This is a genomic window from Bacteroides sp. D1 (genome assembly GCF_000157095.2).
Taxonomy (GTDB): Bacteria; Bacteroidota; Bacteroidia; order Bacteroidales; family Bacteroidaceae; genus Bacteroides; species Bacteroides xylanisolvens.
In genome coordinates this window covers 384,100-402,396 of the sequence record NZ_JH114344.1, presented here as the reverse complement: position 1 = coordinate 402,396, position 18,297 = coordinate 384,100, and the positions used below count along the sequence as shown (strand labels likewise).

Genomic DNA, 18,297 nt, shown 5'->3' with positions numbered 1-18,297 from the left:
ATGATAGCTATTTATGCTTTTGATTAACTGCTTTTATTGTAACTTGTTTGCTAATAATGCCTATTTTGTGTTATTTGCGAAATCTGTAACTCTAAATGGAGGGCGTTTTTCATGAAGTGCAAGGAAGGGCTCGAAATATAAAGAGCAGGATAGGTAAAATATACAATTCTTCATGTTGGCACTTCTTTCAGCAATCAATGTCTTTCCTTTATAAGCATGTATCTCTTTTAAATCACCATATATGGTGAAAAGCATGATAGTATGCTTTAATACTATGCTATTTATGTGCAAATTCACTGTATATGGTGAATTTACTTGTTTTTATACTAAAAAGATTCTATCTTTGTGAGAAAGTTTCTATATATGGTGAATTATGGATTTAATAGAGATAGGAAAACATATTCGCGAAAGGCGTAAGGAGTTGGGGTTGGATCAGTCTACGTTGGCCACTCTTGCAGGAATAGGGATTAACGCTTTGGTCCGCTTGGAACGTGGAAGTGGTAATCCCCGCTTCGATGTTCTTTTTAATGTCCTGAAAACTTTAGGACTTAGTATTCATATTCAATAATAGACACACATATGAGTCGATCTGCCAAAGTCTATATAAAAGGTGTTTATGCCGGTCTGTTAACAGAAATAGATCGTGAACACTATTCATTCTGTTATGATACGGACTATTATAATAATCCACAACTCCCAGCTGTCTCACTGACCATGCCCAAGACACAGCAGGAATATACTTCTTCCTATCTTTTCCCTGTCTTTTTTAATATGACATCTGAAGGGGATAATCGGATTATTCAAGCTAGAAACCTGCATATTGATGAAGAGGATGATTTTGGTATTCTTCTGGCTACTGCCCATACAGATACAATCGGAGCAATAACAATTAAAAAAATGTGATAATGGGAACTGATATTCATATTTGTCCCTCACTTTTACGGGAGACTGGTGGAGAAAGCGGATATTCACCCAAAGCCTTGAAGCAGCTTTCTGATGGGAAAAATATATCTTGTGAATTACCTTACAGGCATTTTGACGATAATGTCGGTATTGATCTCTTCAATAACAATAGCAAACGCATATCCGTTTCTGGAGTCCAGATTAAGTATTCTTTAGTTGCCGATGACGGGATATTGCGATTGACCAAAGAGGGAGAACAGGGCGAGTTCATATTAAAGCCTGTTCCCAATAATCTCCGTAACAAGGAGTTTTGTCCTGCCAACGAACATTTGACAATGCAGATAGCTGCGCAAGTATATGGGATTCCGACAGCTCCTAATGGATTATGCTTTTTTCAGGACGGAACCCCTGCTTATTTTGTACGACGTTTTGATTTGTCGGAGAAAGGAAAGTTACAAAAGGAGGATTTTGCTTCTTTAGCCGGGCTTACCAGGAAAAATGGAGGTTCCGATTATAAATATGACAATCTGGCCTATGAAGAGTTTGCAGGAATTATAGATAAATACAGCTCTGTCCCCCAAGTGGATAAATTGCGTTTTTTTGAACTTATCTTGTTCAACTTTGTCTATTCTAACGGCGATGCCCATTTAAAGAACTTTTCTTTATTGGAAGAGAAGAAAGGAAGATTCCGCCTATCTCCTGCTTACGATTTATTGAATACTCATCTCCATATAAACGATGGTATCTTTGCCATGAGCAAAGGTTTGTTTGTTAATCCTGAACCGGATTATTTCGGTGGTGCATCGGCGGTTACTGGGAAGACTTTTTATCACTTTGGCTTAAAAATAGGTCTACCCGAGCGTTTGGTAAACTCTTGTCTCGAAAAATATAGTAAGATATATGAATTGACTGATCAACTGATTGAACATTCTTTTCTCTCTAAAGAATTGAAAAAGCAATATAGACTTATGTATAAGTCAAGAGTCGGGAGCTATCTTAGTGTTATTGAGTAATAATGTGCACATTATTACTCTTTTTTTATATTAAGATGAACAAGATCCCCAAAAAGATTTGTCTAACATAAGAATCTGTTCTTTTTGTCATTCTTCTTTTCTGTTCCGATAATTGGCCGGTGATGTTCCCAAATGCGCTTTTACGTATTTCCCGAAAAAGGACTGATTGGGGAAGTTGAACTCTTCGGCAATTTCCTTGATAGACTTTTCCGAACGTTTTAATCGGTATTTGATATGCTCCACGGTAGTTTCGTTAATCAAATCCAACGGAGTCCTGCCACATGCCTGCTTGATGACTTTCGAGAAATGCTTCGGAGTGTAGCAAAGCTCGTTGGCAAAATAACTCACCGAACGGTGCATACCCTTGTCCTTCGATAACAGTTCCATGAACTTCCGCAAAATATAATTCACCTGTTTGATGCCTTCTTTCGAACCTTCCATGTTGCCGGAAGCTTCGATTTCCTTATGAAGCTGCCCCATCATTTCGCAAAAGATAGCGGAGAAGAGATGTTGTATCACTTCTTTGTGGTAACAATGAGGCTCATCGTTTATCTTGGCTATAATTAAATCCCGGTAGAATCCGAAGACTGTTTGATCCTCCCCGTTGTCAACCGACTTCACCGGATTGTTGTGGATATGAATGGCAGTATTCCACGTTTCCTTTTCCATTTTAATAATACGTTGCAGGAAACGGGTAGAGAACCCGGCAAGCCTGACTTTATATTTAGGACTAAGCATCGTATGGCTGATAATCGTGTTGGGCAGACCGAGCAGCAGCTCGCCCGCCTGCAACTTATAGGTCCGGTAGTTGACGTCTAACTGGATGCACCCTTCTATACAAACCGCGATGAGAAAACAATTCAGTTTGATTGTATCATTACTATAAGGAGTCCCCTCCAGACTGTTGACTATCGCAAAGTCATCATCGATATAATCAAGGACGTGCTGACTGTCCTTAAAATCCTCTATATCCACCGTAATAATGTTCTCTTTTTCCATGTTCTTTCCTTTTTTACTTTTTGCAAAGTTGGTGAATAATCGGGAAAACAGAATGTCCCATACTTCTTCAGATTTGTTTGATATGTCGTTTATTGCCAAATAGTTAGCTATAATAAACGTAAATGGCGAAAATAGGACATTTATGGAGGGAAATTGGTCACTCTTGCCTTGTTCTTTTCTCCTACTTTTGTCCAGGATTTAACAAAAGACCAAAAGAGAAAGTATGATTACAGTAAGCAAAAAATGGATACGGCTGATAGGGATTGTCGGTTGTACAGTGTGGATGGCATCTTGCAAGCAGGCATCGGATGCGGGAGTGAAATCTTCTTCTTATGCAGTAATGCAGATAGAAGCGGTGGATAAGGAATTTTCTTCTTCCTATTCGGCGAGCATACGTGGGCGGCAGGATATTGATATTTATCCGCAGGTGTCGGGAACGATTGAGAAACTCTGTGTGACCGAAGGGCAAAAAGTACGCCGCGGGCAATCGCTTTTCATTATCGACCAAGTGCCTTACAAGGCCGCACTGAAAACCGCCACTGCTAATGTGGAAGCAGCACGTGCCGCGCTGGGTACTGCCGAACTGACCTACAAAAGCAACAAAGAACTGTATGCGCAGAAAGTAGTTTCGGAATTCAGTCTGAAAACGGCCGAGAATTCTTATCTCACCGCCAAAGCTCAACTGTCGCAGGCCGAAGCCCAGGAGATCAGTGCCCGCAACAATCTCTCTTATACCGAAGTGAAAAGTCCCAGTGACGGAGTCGTAGGTGCATTGCCTTATCGTGCAGGCGCATTGGTAAGTGCCAATATGCCCTATCCGCTTACTACGGTCAGCGACAATTCAGATATGTATGTCTATTTCTCCATGACCGAGAATCAGTTGCTTGCCCTCACCCGCCAGTATGGTGACATGGACGAAGCCTTGAAGAACATGCCGGAAGTGGAATTGCGCCTCAATGATAATTCGGTTTATGATAAGAAAGGTGTCATCGAATCCATCAGCGGCGTCATCGACCGGCAAACGGGTACTGTGGTGGCGCGCGTGGTGTTTCCCAACGAATCGCGGTTGCTTCATAGCGGAGCCTCGGGCACGGTGGTAGTGCCGAGCATTTATAAAGACTGTATCGCCATCCCGCAGACGGCCACCGTGAAGATGCAGGATAAGACGATTGTATATAAGGTAGTGGACGGGAAGGCTGTCTCTACCCTGATAACAGTGGCCGAAAACAATGACGGACGCGAATATGTGGTGCTGGACGGACTGAAAGCAGGTGATGAAATCGTATCGGAAGGCGCCGGACTGGTGCGCGAAGGCACGCAAGTTAAATAAGAAGGAGATTGATTATGAAAGGAAATGTGTTTATAAAACGGCCGGTGATGGCTATCTCCATCTCCGTACTGATTCTGGCCATAGGGCTTATTTCGCTCTTCACGCTGCCGGTGGAGCAATATCCTGACATTGCGCCTCCAACGGTATACGTAACTGCCAGTTATACGGGTGCCGATGCCGAGGCAGTGATGAACAGTGTCATCATGCCACTGGAGGAGAGTATCAACGGTGTGGAAGACATGATGTACGTCAGTTCCAGTGCTTCCAATGCAGGTTTGGCCATTATACAGGTTTATTTTAAGCAGGGCACGGACCCCGATATGGCGGCAGTCAACGTGCAGAACCGTGTAGCGAAAGCACAGGGATTGCTTCCGGCTGAAGTAACGAAAGTCGGCGTGAGCACGATGAAGCGGCAGACCAGCTTCTTGCAGATTGGTGCTTTGGTCTGCACGGACGGTCGATACGATCAGACGTTCCTTGCCAATTACCTGGACATCAATGTCATTCCCCAGATTAAACGTATCGAAGGAGTGGGAGACGTGATGGAGCTGGGCGATACATACAGTATGCGTATCTGGCTGAAACCGGAACGGATGGCGCAATACGGACTGGTTCCGTCGGACATTACCGCCATATTGGGTGAGCAGAACATTGAAGCTCCTACCGGTTCACTGGGCGAAAGCTCGAAGAATGTTTTCCAGTTTACGATGAAATATCGCGGACGCCTCAAAAGCGTAGAAGAATTCCGGAACACGGTTGTCCGTTCGCGGGAAGACGGTTCGATACTTCGCCTGCAAGATGTGGCAGAGGTGGAACTGGGTACGATGACGTATAGTTTCCGCAGTGAGATGGACAGTCAGCCTGCCGTTCTTTATATGATATTCCAGACAGCCGGTTCCAATGCCACCGCTGTCAACAAAGAAATCACTACGCAGATAGAGCGGATGGAGAAGAATCTGCCGGAAGGAACGGAGTTCGTCACGATGATGAGTTCGAATGACTTCCTTTTCGCTTCCATACACAATGTGGTGGAGACGCTGATTATTGCCATCATTCTGGTCATTCTCGTGGTCTATTTCTTCTTGCAGGATCTGAAGAGTACGCTGATTCCCTCCATCTCTATCATTGTGTCGTTGGTGGGTACGTTTGCCTGTCTGGTGGCTGCGGGTTTCAGCCTGAACATCCTGACACTGTTTGCATTGGTGCTTGCCATCGGTACGGTGGTGGATGATGCCATTGTGGTGGTGGAGGCCGTGCAATCCAAGTTCGATGCCGGATATAAGTCTCCTTACCTTGCCACGAAAGATGCAATGGGCGACGTGACGATGGCTATTGTCTCCTGTACCTGTGTATTTATGGCTGTGTTTATTCCTGTAACCTTCATGGGAGGTACTTCGGGCGTGTTCTATACACAATTCGGTATCACGATGGCAACTGCCGTAGGTATTTCGATGATTTCGGCTTTGACGCTCTGTCCCGCTTTGTGCGCCATCATGATGCGTCCGTCGGACGGAACCAAGAGCGCCAAGAGCATCAACGGACGGGTACGTGCAGCTTACAATGCTTCGTTCAATGCCGTATTGGGTAAATATAAGAGAGGTGTGATGTTCTTCATCCGCCATCGCTGGATGGTGTGGACTTCACTGGCTGTTGCCGTTGCTTTGCTGGTTTACCTGATGAGTACCACTAAAACGGGACTTGTGCCGCAGGAAGACCAGGGTGTCATTATGGTGAATGTCAGCATTTCACCGGGAAGCACGCTCGAAGAAACCACGAAAGTGATGGACCGCCTGGAAAATATCCTGAAAGATACGCCCGAAATAGAACACTACGCCCGCGTAGCAGGATATGGACTGATATCCGGTCAGGGAACTTCGTACGGTACGATCATTATCCGCCTGAAAGACTGGAGCGAACGAAAGGGCAAGGAGCATAGCTCGGATGCTGTGGTGTCACGCCTCAACGGACAATTCCAGGCGATAAAGGAAGCGCAGGTATTCAGCTTCCAGCCTGCCATGATTCCGGGTTACGGTATGGGTAACTCCCTCGAACTGAACCTTCAGGACATGACGGGTGGAGAATTGGCTACGTTCTATGAAGCGGCTATACAGTTCCTTGGTGCTCTGAACGAGCGTCCGGAGGTAGCGATGGCTTATACATCGTATGCTATCAACTTCCCGCAGATATCGGTGGAAGTGGATGCTGCCAAATGTAAGCGTGCAGGAATTTCGCCGAGTGCGGTGCTCGATGCGGTGGGCAGTTATTGTGGTGGCGCGTATATCTCCAACTATAACCAGTATGGTAAAGTATATCGTGTGATGATGCAGGCTTCGCCTGAATACCGCCTCGACGAGCAGGCATTGAATAATATGTTTGTACGCAATGGTACGCAGATGGCTCCGGTGAGCCAGTTCGTGACGCTGAAACAAGTGCTGGGACCGGAAACGGCCAACCGTTTCAATCTTTACAGCACCATCACCGCCAATGTGAATCCTGCCGACGGTTACTCCTCCGGCGAGGTGCAGAAAGTGATTGAAGAAGTGGCTGCGCAATCTTTGCCGGCAGGCTACGGATATGAATATGGTGGTATGGCACGCGAAGAAGCAAGTAGCGGTGGTGCGCAGACGGTTTTCATTTACGCCATCTGTATCTTCCTTATCTATCTGATTCTGGCCTGTCTTTACGAAAGTTTCCTCATACCGTTTGCCGTTATCTTCTCCGTGCCGTTCGGGCTGATGGGGTCGTTCCTTTTCGCCAAAATACTCGGGTTGGAGAATAATATCTATCTGCAGACGGGTGTGATTATGTTGATCGGTTTGCTGGCTAAGACGGCCATTCTGATTACGGAGTACGCCATAGAACGTCGCCGCAAGGGAATGGGTATCGTGGAGTCTGCCTACTCTGCCGCACAAGTCCGCTTGCGTCCTATCCTGATGACGGTGTTGACGATGATCTTCGGTATGCTTCCGCTGATGTTCTCCTCCGGTGCGGGTGCCAATGGCAACAGTTCGCTGGGTACGGGTGTTGTGGGCGGTATGGCTGTCGGGACACTGGCATTGCTCTTTGTCGTTCCGGTTTTCTACATCATCTTTGAGTTTTTGCAGGAGAAAATCCGCAAACCGATGGAAGAGGAACCAGATGTGCAGGTGCTTTTAGAGAAAGAAAAGAGTGAAGTTGAACGCGAACGTAAATAAATGAAAGAAAGAATGAAGAAGAATATCATCACATTAGTTGCCATCAGTCTGTCGTTGAGCGGTTGTGGCATCTATACCAAATACGAACCCGCCACTGTCGTTCCCGACGATCTTTACGGCGGGGAAGTGGTGACCGAAGACACTGCCGGTCTGGGTAATATGGACTGGCGGGAACTCTTCACCGACCCTTATTTGCAGTCTCTCATTGAAGTGGGATTGCAGACCAATACCGACTATCAGTCTGCCCAGCTCCGTGTGGAAGAAGCACAGGCCGTACTGATGTCCGCCAAACTTGCTTTTCTGCCCGCTTTTGCGCTTGCTCCGCAGGGAACAGTGAGCAGTTTCGATACGCAGAAGGCTACGCAGACTTATTCGTTGCCCGTTACTGCCAGTTGGGAGTTGGACGTTTTCGGGCGTATGCGCAACTCCAAGAAACAGGCGAAAGTGCTTTATGCTCAAAGCGAGGATTACCGTCAGGCAGTCCGTACGCAGTTGATAGCAGGTATCGCCAATACCTATTACACCCTGTTGATGCTGGACGAACAACTCGACATCTCCCGTCAGACGGAAGAGGCATGGAAAGAAACCGTTGCGTCCACCCGTGCATTAATGAATGCCGGATTGGCAAACGAATCGGCTGTGTCGCAGATGGAGGCGGCCTATTATCAGGTGCAGGGTTCGGTCCTCGATTTGCAGCAGCAGATCAATCAGGTGGAGAACAGTCTTGCCTTATTATTGGCGGAGACGCCACGCAACTATGAGCGTGGTGTATTGGCAAAGCAACAGTTTCCTGCCGACTTCTCGATAGGAATTCCTGTACGGATGCTTTCTTCCCGTCCGGATGTCCGTTCGGCAGAGCGGACGTTGGAAGCGGCGTTCTATGGCACCAATGCGGCACGTTCGGCTTTCTATCCTTCCATCACTTTGAGCGGGAGTGCCGGATGGACAAACTCCGCCGGGGCGATGATTATCAATCCGGGTAAGTTTCTCGCGTCGGCGGTAGGTTCGCTTACGCAGCCGCTCTTTAACAGAGGACAGGTGGTGGCACAATACCGCATTGCCCGTGCGCAACAGGAAGAAGCGGCGCTCGGTTTTCAGCAAACGTTGCTCAATGCCGGTAGTGAGGTGAATGATGCGTTGATTGCCTATCAAACCAGTCAGGGAAAAAGAATCTTGTTGGATAAACAGATCACTTCCCTGCAAACGGCTTTGCGAAGCACTACTCTGTTGATGGAGCATGGTAATACAACCTATCTGGAAGTGCTTACCTCCCGGCAGTCGTTGCTTAGTGCGCAACTCTCGCAGACGGCCAATCATTTTACTGAAATACAAAGTTTAATTAACCTATACCGTGCTTTAGGAGGAGGTCAGGAATAAACTGTATCATACTCTCTGTTTTTTAATTTAATGAAAGAAGGGCTGCCGGAGAAGTGATTCTGTGGCAGCCCGTTTGTTAATCGGTCAATATCGGTCAATATGCGGCGAATTGGCTTGCAGCCGGAAACTTCAGCCAGCATAAAGAATAATGATGGTATTATTTACCAGCCAGACCTTTCTTTTTTCTTTCTTTATATTGACTGGGTGTTTCCCCGGTATATTGCTTGAAAGCCGTACTGAAATAACTCGGAGTGGTAAACCCGGTTTTCTCTGCAATTTCAGAGAAGGGCATATCCGTGCCGGATATCAATGTAATAGCTTTTTCTATACGGAGCTTACTGATATACTCGTTCGCTCCCATGCCTGTAAGTGCTTTCAGTTTGTTATAAAGCGAAGAACGGCCCAATCCTACTTCCTGGCAGATAAACTGAATGCCCAGATTGGAATTTTCTATATTTTCCTGGATGATACTATTCAGTTTAATCAGGAATGTTTCGTCTGTCAGGCTGATGGTGCTTTCTTCCGGTGTGGGGATTAATCCTGCATTCAGATACCTTTTCTTGGTATATTCCCGGTTTTTCAACCGGTTGCGGATAAGTTCCATTAGCATTTCCACTTCGAAAGGTTTGCTTAAATAGCCGTCCGCTCCATTCTTGTAACCGCTTATTTGGCTTTGCCTGTCATCTCTGGCAGTTAGCAGAATGACTGGGATGTGACTGATATTGATATCCTCTTTAATCGTTTTACAAAGTTTATACCCGTTCATCCGAGGCATCATCACGTCACTGACTATAATATCAGGGACATGGCTTCTGACCAGTTGAAGGGCTTCCACCCCGTCTCCGGCGATAATTATCCGTTTGAAGTATCCTTCGAACGTTCTTTTCAGAAAGTCTGTCATATCCGGATTGTCATCCACTACGAGAATAGTGTATGGAGTGGTGTCGAATACCTCTTTCGCGGACGGCTGCCCGCTGTTATCATCCATCATCAACTCGTTCAGATAAGCTTTTGGCTCGCAGATGATTTCTTCCGGTTCCTGCCTCAACGGCAACTCAAAGAAAAAGCTGGCTCCGGTTTCTTCATTATCCTGTGCGCCGATAGAGCCGCCGTGCAGTTCCACCAGAATCTTGGAGTAAGACAAGCCGATTCCTGTTCCGCTCTGTTCTCCCGTTCCCTGGTAGAAGCGGGTAAAGAGCTTGTGCGTATCCACTTGCTTTAGTCCACATCCCTGGTCGATGACGGAGATACGCACCCGGTTTTCTTCGGGCAGCAGTTCCGAAGCAATCGTTATTTCCGTGTCCTGCGGACTGTGTTTCAAAGCATTGATAAGCAGGTTACTTAGGATAATCTCGCATTTGTCCTTATCGAAACTAACTTTCTCTATCCGTGGGTCGAGCTGATAGCGGATATGCACATTCTTTGCTTCCCCCTCACTGATAAAATCCTGCGAAACGTGTTCAATCCATTGATTGAGCGGATGAGGCTGAATTTGCAGTTTACTCTCCCCTACTTCCATTTTCCGCACGTCGAGCACCATATTAATCAAGTTCTTCATCCGTTGTGCCTGCCGGTAGATGGCTTTTAACGGCAGATATTGGCTGTCTCCGGAAGAGAGCGACTTCAAAATCTGATTGAGTGGCGCATGAATAAGCGTCAGCGGAGTCCGTAGTTCGTGGCTGATATTGATAAGAAAACGTACCTTTTCCTCGTACATCTGTTTCTCATGCTCTTTCATCGCCCATTTTAGTTTTTCCTGATTACGTTTCAATGTTCTGCGGAAAGTTTCGATGATTATGGTGGCAATGAGAATGGCACAACCGAGAATGAACCACCACGTGCGATACCATGGTGGGAGTACGGTTAGTTCCAGTATTTTCTGGTTGGGAATCCAGCTACCGTCTTTCGCTGTGCATGAAGCCATAATTTTGTAATTGCCCGGCGGTAATGACCGGATTACCAATTCCGGCTGGTACGATTCGATATACTGGTCGTTCAGCCCCTCTATCCGGTAGCGGTAGACTTTCTTGCGGAAGATATCCTCTTCTTTCGACATGATTCGGATAGTGATATTGCTGTCCCATGGGACAGAGATTGCTGCCGGATGACTATATAGTTTGTTCTGTGCAGGCTCACCATTGATGATAATATCCAACAGTTGCAGTTCCGGCATTTCCGATGTATTCAGCAGCAGCTGGCCGTCAATGCGCAGCATACCCTTTACACCGCCGATATAGACATCCCCCTCATTGTTTACCAACCGGGCGTTGGGCAGATATTCGTTTTGGATAGCTCCGTTCGACTCTCCGAAGAGAACGAACTTCTGTTCCTGTATAAGCCAGGCGAAAAGCAGATTATCCGCACCTATCCATACTTTGCCCCTCTGGTCGCATTGCACCATGTTGACTTCGGTAAACAGGTTGGTAAGGATGTGCGTCTGCTTTTGGGAAACGGGGTTGTAGTGGATAAGGCCGAAATTGCTTCCTATCCAGAAATCGCCGTGCTCGTCGTGTGACGCCGAACTGATTACGGTATCCTGATAACATTCGAAGGTTGTTTGCAGCAAGGAATCCCCATCGTGCAGTTCGTAGATATGTTTGAAATCGTTGATGTAAGTCCGGTTGTTCTCGTGCTTGAAGGGGACGAGCGTGCCGACAATACTTTTCCCTTCTTCTCCGGTGACCTTGTCGAATTTCTTTTCTTTCAGGTGATACTGGTAGACATGGTCGCCCAGTAATAACACGGTGTTGGGGGTGTTCTGATATAAGTTGACCGATTTTCCCCGGTTGCAAAGTTGTGTCGTAGTTTCTTTGTCGACAATGGTAAAAGGCTGTTTCTCCCCGGTTGCGGGGTTGAATATGAATACTCCTTTGGAGAAAAGGGAAATCAGTAGTTTTCCGGGAGTGAATCCGCTGATAAACGCTATTTTATCGTTCCAGGTAGAAAGATAATGGGTGAATTTCTCGGTACGCGGGTTAAAGAGGTTGATACCGCCGCCGTCCGTACCAATCCAGATACTGTCGGTCGATTGGCGGTAAAGGCTTCGCACGGTGCTGTTGCTTAGTCCGCGGTCGTTGCCGGGGACTACGTCGGTGTAGGTTTTCATGAACACTTCCCGGATGCTGATTAATCCGTTGCAGGTGCTTCCTGCCCATATATTGTTATTGTGGTCGTTGTGCAGGCAGAGAATGGAGTTGGCGGGGAGAGAGTAGTTTTCACGTCCCGGGATATATTCCAGTTGGGAGATTTCCCCGGTTTCGGAGGTGAGGATATTGATTCCGCCGCCATCTGTTCCTATCCACAGTTGCCCTTCCCTTTCGGCGAGGCTTAGGACGATGTCGTTGCTAAGGGCGGAGTTGCGGGTGGAGTACGAAGCCAGTAGTTTGCCGTCGTATGAGTAGCAACGAAGTCCGCCGCTGTAAGGGGCAATCCATATTCTTTTCCGGCTGTCGGTCATCATGGTGGTAATTTCCGGCCCGCAGTCGAAAGGGGGCCGTCTGTGCTCTCCGGTATGCAGGTCTACGAGGTATATGCCTGTCCAACGGCTGCAACAAAGCAACGTCTTTGAATCCCACATACTGAGAGCGTTGATTTTAAAAGAGTTGGCGTTGAAATATTGCAGAAGCCGGAGAGAAGAATCGTTATAACTATATTTGTAAATCCTGTCCTTACCGCCAAAGAGGATTCCGTCCGGGACAAGGCAGAAGGAATAGGCGGTGATATTCTTCCCGTCCTCGTCCGTGGGGAACGTGAAGTCGTTGCTCTGCTGTTGGTAACGGGCAATACCTTTTTCAGTCAGTACCCAGATGTTGTGTTGCTTGTCTTCGGCAATCTGATAAATCAGGTTGTGGAGAAGCGAGTTCGGGTCGTTTGCCTGGTGTTTGTATCTTTTCAGTTCGTGCCCGTCGAACTTTCCCAGTCCCGATTTGGTACCTATCCATACGAAACCCTGCTCATCCCGGAGAATACAGCGCACGTTGGAAGGCAGCCCTTCTTTCAGAGAGATTTGTTTAAAGTAATAGTGTTCTGCCCGGAGAGGGAGAACACCGACTAACTGTATGATAAAGAAAAGGCTTGACAGAACAGCGTATTTGGTTTTCATGTAAAGCAGGTTTGTTTATGAGGACAGATGCCTTCTTTATAATACGGCTAACTTGTCCCCTTTTAAGGTGATTTCGTATTTTTTCCCTTTTACGGTCTTGAACTTGAGCGTCTTGTCTCCGTATCTTACGTTACAGGGGATTCCGGATTTGGAATGGATGATAGCTTTCTCCAGTTGTCCCTCTTTCCAGGAGATGGAAACCTCAAAATTTCCTTTGGCGCAGATTCCGCTTATTGAGCCGTTTGCCCATGCATCCGGCAAAGCGGGAAGAAGTTGGATGAATCCCATGTGGCTTTGCAATAACATCTCGGTTATTCCTGCCGTACCGCCGAAGTTTCCGTCTATCTGGAAAGGCGCATGGGTATCCCAGAGGTTGTCCAGTGTACCGTTTTTCAATAAGTTGCCGTATAGTTTATACGCATGGTTTCCGTCTTGCAGTCGTGCCCATTGGTTGAGCTTCCAACCCATGCTCCAACCGGTAGCGCCGTCTCCGCGATGTTCCAGTACCACTCTGGCTGCCTGTGCAAGTTCGGGGGTAGTCACGGGAGAGATGGTATGCCCCGGATGCAATCCGAACAGGTGGTTGACGTGGCGGTGTTCATCTTTCGGGTCGTCTATGTCGGTAGACCATTCCAACAACTGACCGTAGCGTCCTATACGGTACGGAACCAGTTTGGTCAGTACGTTTTCCCATTGTTTGCGTTCTTTGGCGTCCGTTCCGAGCACCTTGCTTGCCTGGATGGCGTCCAGTAATATTTCACGTACTACGGCATGCGCGAAAGTGACTCCCTCGTCCACCGGGCCGTGTTCGGGAGAAGTGGAAGGAGCGGCGGTGTAAGTCCCGTCGGGCTTGTGCCACAAGTGGTCTACCGCAAACTGTGCGCTGCTTTTGATAAGGTCGTAGCCGATTTCCTTTAAGAATTTCGTGTCACGGGTATAATCATAATACTCCCATATATGCGTTGCCAGCCACGGACCGACGGTAGGATTCAGGTTCCATGCCATAGATTTGCTGGATAAGGGAGCTGTGAATCCGAAGATATTGGCAGAGATGGATGCTGTCCATCCGCGGGCGTTGAAATAGGCTTGTGCTGTCTTCTCGCCGGGTTTTACCAAGCTGCGTATAAAGTCAATCAAAGGCCATGTACATTCAGAGAGATTGGTGGGGCACGCAGGCCAGTAATTCATTTGAATGTTGATGTTATTGTGGTAATCTACCCGCCACGGGCCGTCGGTATTGTTGTGCCACAATCCTTGCAGGTTGGCTGGCATGTTGCCGGGGCGCGAACTGGCTATGAGCAGATAGCGTCCGAACTGATAGTACAATTGTTCGAGCTGATAGTCCGGCACGCCTTTCTTATAGCTAGCCAGTCGTTTGTAGGTCGGCAGGTTGGGAGTGCCGATTTCCGGATTGATTTCAAAACGTACCCGATTGAACAGCGCGGTATAATCGGCTTCGTGATTACGATAAAGCTCGTCATAACCTTTTTTCAGGGCATTGTCCATCATAGCCAGAGTCGTTTGTGACGGGTCGTTGCCGACGTAGGCTTTCGGGTCTTTGAAGTCTGGGGCAAAGTTCATCTTATAATCGGTATCTGCCGTAAGCAGGAATACCACTTCGTCAGCATCCTTCACAATAATCCGGTCGTTTTCTGCTTTCAGTGTTCCCCCTTTGTGGATAGCTTTGATTCGGAAAGCGAATTTCATTCCGTTGTTATTGAGAACGCCGGTATATACTAATCCGTCGTTTCCATCTGCTTCCAGATGGCTTTTTGCTTCGTTGTTGGGACAATAGCTAAGTACAAGATTCTGTTTTCCGCCTTTGTCGGCAGTAAACTTCATGACCATAACGCTGTCTGGATAGGATATGAAGTATTTACGTTGATACCGTATCCCGTCTTTGTAAAATTGCACCACAGCCATCGCCGAATCCAACGACAGGATGCGGCGGTAATTGCTCATATTGATTTCGCTGAGTCCGGTTTCCACATAAAGCTCTCCCATCGTGGTAAAAGCACCGAAGCGGAACGGAGTCTCGTCTTTTTCTTCATAAGCTCCCAGCCCGTTGAAGTTTTCCTGCGTGAGATACCCCGCCTTTTTAGAATCCCCGTCCAGGAAAGCCTGCCGGATTTCTTTCAGTACACCTGACGACTGTTTGTTTACGTTCCAATAATACTCGGCGCCTTTGGCGGTATTCGGCCCCCCTTTCCAGAGAGTTTTTTCATTCAGTGTGATTCGTTCTGCGGATATGGAGCCCATGATATTCGCTCCCAGGCTGCCATTCCCGATAGGTAGCGAACGGCTTTCCCATGCTTTGTCCGGATTCGCCCCTGTGCCGTTGGCACGTAGCCAGATAGCTTGTCCATCGAGATTGTTGGGAGTGTCGAACCATACGGAAAGCCCTTGAGTATAATCCACCGTCTCTATGGACGCTGCGGAAAGAGAAAAAAGTGTGCAAAGAATAAGAGGGCAGAGTTTTTTCATAATATGTGTTGTTTAAAGGAATGTGAGATACAAAGGTACTTGTTTTTTAAGATTCTGTCTAGCGGGTTGGTTTCAATTTTTACCAATAGGCTTTTAAAAATCGCTAAAAGTGCTTCTTTGTGGGTTTGGTAAGATGTTTCTAATGAAGAACCGGGTCTGGTTTGCATTCAGTATATCCAACTTTCAAAGAAAAACACTCCGACGGATGATGTCCGGTCTGGAGATAAATACTACCTTTGTTTCCTATATAAAAACAAGTATGTATCTGACAGGTATGAGCCGGGAAGAATTATATGCCGAAGCATATAAGGACCTCATTGCAATATCGACCCAAATGAACATGTTTATAGATAAGGTGTGTAAGAAAGCAACGATGATGAGTCCATTTTGATCTATTGTTTCTTGCAGTACTCATGGAAGAGTATCAGGGCAGAGAACATTTTTAAAATCATTTGTTTGTGAAAGTAGCGGAAAGAGCGTATCTTTGTTTGCACTGATAAAAAGTGAACTCATAAATACACCGGATTATGGAATATGTATCATCAGAAAGAAAGTTGCTGCCATACGGCATGATGAACTTTGCGGATATTCGTCTTGATAATTATTATTATGTGGATAAAACCTCGTTCATCCCTGTAATAGAACAATCGGACAGATTCTTCTTTTTCATCCGCCCGCGCCGGTTCGGCAAGAGCCTTACGCTGAACATGTTGCAACACTATTATGATGTGCGTACACGTGACAAGTTCGATGCTCTGTTTGGCGATCTCTATATCGGAAAGCATCCCACACGAGACCGTAACAGTTATCTGGTGTTGTATCTCAATTTCTCAGGAATTAGTGGAGAGTTGCACAACTACCGTCAAGGGTTGGATGCACATTGCAATACCAGCTTCGATTATTTCTGTGATATTTATGCAGAATACCTGCCGAAAGGCATTAAGGAAGTCTTGAATGAAAAAGCAGGAGCTGTTGAGCAGTTGGATTATCTATATCATCAGTGTGAACTTGCCGGGCAGCAAATATATCTTTTCATTGACGAATATGACCACTTCACCAATGCCATCCTCTCGGATGCCGAAAGCATTCACCGATATACGGAAGAGACCCACAAGGAAGGCTACTTGCGCGCCTTCTTCAATAGGGTGAAAGCCGGAACCTATTCCAGCATCAAGCGTTGCTTCATCACCGGAGTGAGTCCCGTCACGATGGATGACCTCACCAGTGGATTTAATATCGGCACCAACTATTCCCTCACACCGAAATTCAACGCAATGATGGGGTTCACCGAGGACGAAGTCCGCGAAATGCTGACTTATTATTCTACTAAAGCTCCATTCCATCACACTGTAGATGAGTTGATAGAACTTATGAAACCGTGGTATGACAACTATTGCTTTGCGCAGGAGTGTTATGATCAGCCAACCTTGTACAACTCCAATATGGTGCTCTATTTCGTTAAGAACTATATTGATAATAACGGAAAGGCACCGCGAAATATGATAGAAAGTAACATTCGTATCGATTACGAGAAACTGCGTATGCTTATCCGCAAGGATAAAGAGTTTGCGCACGATGCCTCCATTATCCAGACTTTAGTGAGCCAGGGATACATCACCGGCGAGTTGAAAGACGGTTTCCCAGCTGCCAACATTGTAGATTCCGATAATTTCGTGAGCCTGCTCTATTACTTCGGCATGCTCACCGTGAGCGGAACATTTGAAGGCAAGACCAAACTCATCATACCCAACCAGGTAGTGCGCGAACAACTCTATACTTATCTGCTGAATACATACAATGAAGCCGACCTCAGTTTCAGTAACCATGAAAAAGATGAGCTATCTTCCGCCTTGGCATATCGTGGTGCATGGCAATCTTACTTCGACTACATCGCCGATTGTCTGAAACGCTACGCCTCTCAGCGCGACAAGCAGAAAGGAGAGTCCTTCGTACATGGCTTCACGCTTGCCATGACAGCGCAAAACCGTTTCTACCGTCCCATTTCCGAAGCAGACACGCAATCCGGATATGTTGACATTTTCCTGTCTCCCATGCTGGAGATTTACCCTGACATGAGCCATAGCTACATCATCGAGCTGAAGTATGCCAGATACAAAGACCCCGAAAGCCGGGTGGAGGAATTGCGGGCGGAAGCTATTGCCCAGACCAACCGCTATGCTGACACCGACAGGGTGAAGAACGCTATTGGCACTACGCAACTACACAAGATTGTGGTAGTGTATAAAGGTATGGAAATGAGAGTTTGCGAGGAGGTAAATTCTTGAGATACAGCATTCGATAGCTGTTAATTATCAGGAAAAGAAGTAGAGAGCTTATAAAGTAATATTCATTTCGGTATAGTACTGAATCATTACAGTATCGAATAAATTTCCCCACTGGATATTTATTTTCCATCTTTCCATCTCCCCTTTCACCTTTTCTCTGTCTCTCCGATGAATAAGGAGTTTGCGGGTGAAGTGCAATAACTTCACCATCTCTTCACCTGTGGCGATTAGTTTCAAAAATTGTTTCAAGGCTTGAAACAATCCGTTTCACACCGAGAAACACTTCGTTTCATACGGTGAAACACTTTGTTTCCCGGCGTGAAACTTTTAGTTTCAAATAGGGTTGAAACTAATGTAAGCACTCATTGTATGGCTCTTGTTTATCCTATCAGTCAGCTTTACCTTTGCACAGAACTTAAAATTTTATTCTTATGGACTCTACTGATTGTTTTTTAGAGATTCTTTCTGCTTATCAGTCATCCGACAGTGGTTGCCAAGTCTCTCTTTTGGAGTATTGCCATCGTTTTGGCGTTGATTATTATAAATTCCTTGGCTGGTATCGTCATTACAAGTGTCAATTAACTAACCCCACTTCCCCTTCCGGTATGCA

12 protein-coding genes are annotated in these 18,297 nt (G+C 46.4%); 8 read left to right on the top strand and 4 right to left on the bottom strand.

Going from position 1 to position 18,297, the window contains the following annotated elements; translation table 11 throughout:
- Positions 1–373: 373 nt before the first annotated feature.
- The 3 genes from BSAG_RS07020 to BSAG_RS07030 are packed head-to-tail and all read left to right on the top strand — an operon-like array spanning position 374 to position 1,916.
- Positions 374–568, top strand: coding sequence for a helix-turn-helix domain-containing protein (locus BSAG_RS07020; RefSeq protein ID WP_004316118.1), 195 nt, complete (start codon positions 374–376; stop codon positions 566–568).
- Positions 569–579: 11 nt separating this feature from the next.
- Positions 580–903, top strand: coding sequence for a HipA N-terminal domain-containing protein (locus BSAG_RS07025; protein ID WP_008016571.1), 324 nt, complete (start codon positions 580–582; stop codon positions 901–903).
- 2 nt (positions 904–905) lie between these two features.
- Positions 906–1,916: a type II toxin-antitoxin system HipA family toxin gene (locus tag BSAG_RS07030; RefSeq protein WP_004313766.1), complete on the top strand. Its 1,011-nt coding sequence runs from the start codon at positions 906–908 to the stop codon at positions 1,914–1,916.
- Positions 1,917–2,003: 87 nt separating this feature from the next.
- Here the strand turns inward: BSAG_RS07030 and BSAG_RS07035 are convergent, their stop codons facing one another.
- Positions 2,004–2,915 (bottom strand): helix-turn-helix domain-containing protein, encoded by a 912-nt coding sequence (locus BSAG_RS07035; protein ID WP_004313768.1) that lies wholly within the window; start codon positions 2,913–2,915, stop codon positions 2,004–2,006.
- Positions 2,916–3,138: 223 nt separating this feature from the next.
- Between BSAG_RS07035 and BSAG_RS07040 the strand changes: the two genes are divergently transcribed.
- Genes BSAG_RS07040 through BSAG_RS07050 form a run of 3 tightly spaced genes read left to right on the top strand, consistent with a single transcriptional unit; the run spans position 3,139 to position 8,816 of the window.
- Positions 3,139–4,245: an efflux RND transporter periplasmic adaptor subunit gene (locus tag BSAG_RS07040; protein ID WP_004313771.1), complete on the top strand. Its 1,107-nt coding sequence runs from the start codon at positions 3,139–3,141 to the stop codon at positions 4,243–4,245.
- Between the two features lie 14 nt (positions 4,246–4,259).
- On the top strand, positions 4,260–7,439 hold the full coding sequence (locus tag BSAG_RS07045) for an efflux RND transporter permease subunit (RefSeq protein WP_004313773.1): 3,180 nt from the start codon (positions 4,260–4,262) through the stop codon (positions 7,437–7,439).
- Positions 7,440–7,451: 12 nt separating this feature from the next.
- Complete coding sequence (locus tag BSAG_RS07050; protein ID WP_004313775.1) at positions 7,452–8,816, top strand: efflux transporter outer membrane subunit; 1,365 nt, start codon at positions 7,452–7,454, stop codon at positions 8,814–8,816.
- Between the two features lie 157 nt (positions 8,817–8,973).
- On the opposite strand, the gene BSAG_RS07055 is transcribed toward BSAG_RS07050, so the two are convergent.
- Together BSAG_RS07055 and BSAG_RS07060 are read right to left on the bottom strand one after the other, a co-directional pair.
- The gene (locus BSAG_RS07055) at positions 8,974–12,918 is read right to left on the bottom strand and encodes a hybrid sensor histidine kinase/response regulator transcription factor (protein ID WP_004313777.1); all 3,945 of its coding nucleotides are present in this window, start codon (positions 12,916–12,918) and stop codon (positions 8,974–8,976) included.
- 36 nt (positions 12,919–12,954) lie between these two features.
- A complete protein-coding gene (locus tag BSAG_RS07060) occupies positions 12,955–15,402 on the bottom strand; it encodes a glycosyl hydrolase family 95 catalytic domain-containing protein (protein WP_004313779.1) in 2,448 nt (815 codons plus the stop codon).
- 142 nt (positions 15,403–15,544) lie between these two features.
- On the opposite strand from BSAG_RS07060, the gene BSAG_RS07065 reads away from it, so the two are divergent.
- Together BSAG_RS07065 and BSAG_RS07070 are read left to right on the top strand one after the other, a co-directional pair.
- Positions 15,545–15,793 (top strand): hypothetical protein, encoded by a 249-nt coding sequence (locus BSAG_RS07065; RefSeq protein ID WP_232286455.1) that lies wholly within the window; start codon positions 15,545–15,547, stop codon positions 15,791–15,793.
- A 136-nt stretch (positions 15,794–15,929) separates the two neighbouring features.
- Complete coding sequence (locus BSAG_RS07070; RefSeq protein ID WP_004313780.1) at positions 15,930–17,687, top strand: AAA family ATPase; 1,758 nt, start codon at positions 15,930–15,932, stop codon at positions 17,685–17,687.
- A gap of 48 nt (positions 17,688–17,735) precedes the next feature.
- Here the strand turns inward: BSAG_RS07070 and BSAG_RS0223340 are convergent, their stop codons facing one another.
- Positions 17,736–17,924 carry a hypothetical protein gene (locus BSAG_RS0223340; RefSeq protein WP_008770498.1) on the bottom strand — a complete coding sequence of 63 codons (189 nt, stop codon included), beginning with the start codon at positions 17,922–17,924 and terminating at the stop codon, positions 17,736–17,738.
- Positions 17,925–18,297: the final 373 nt, after the last annotated feature.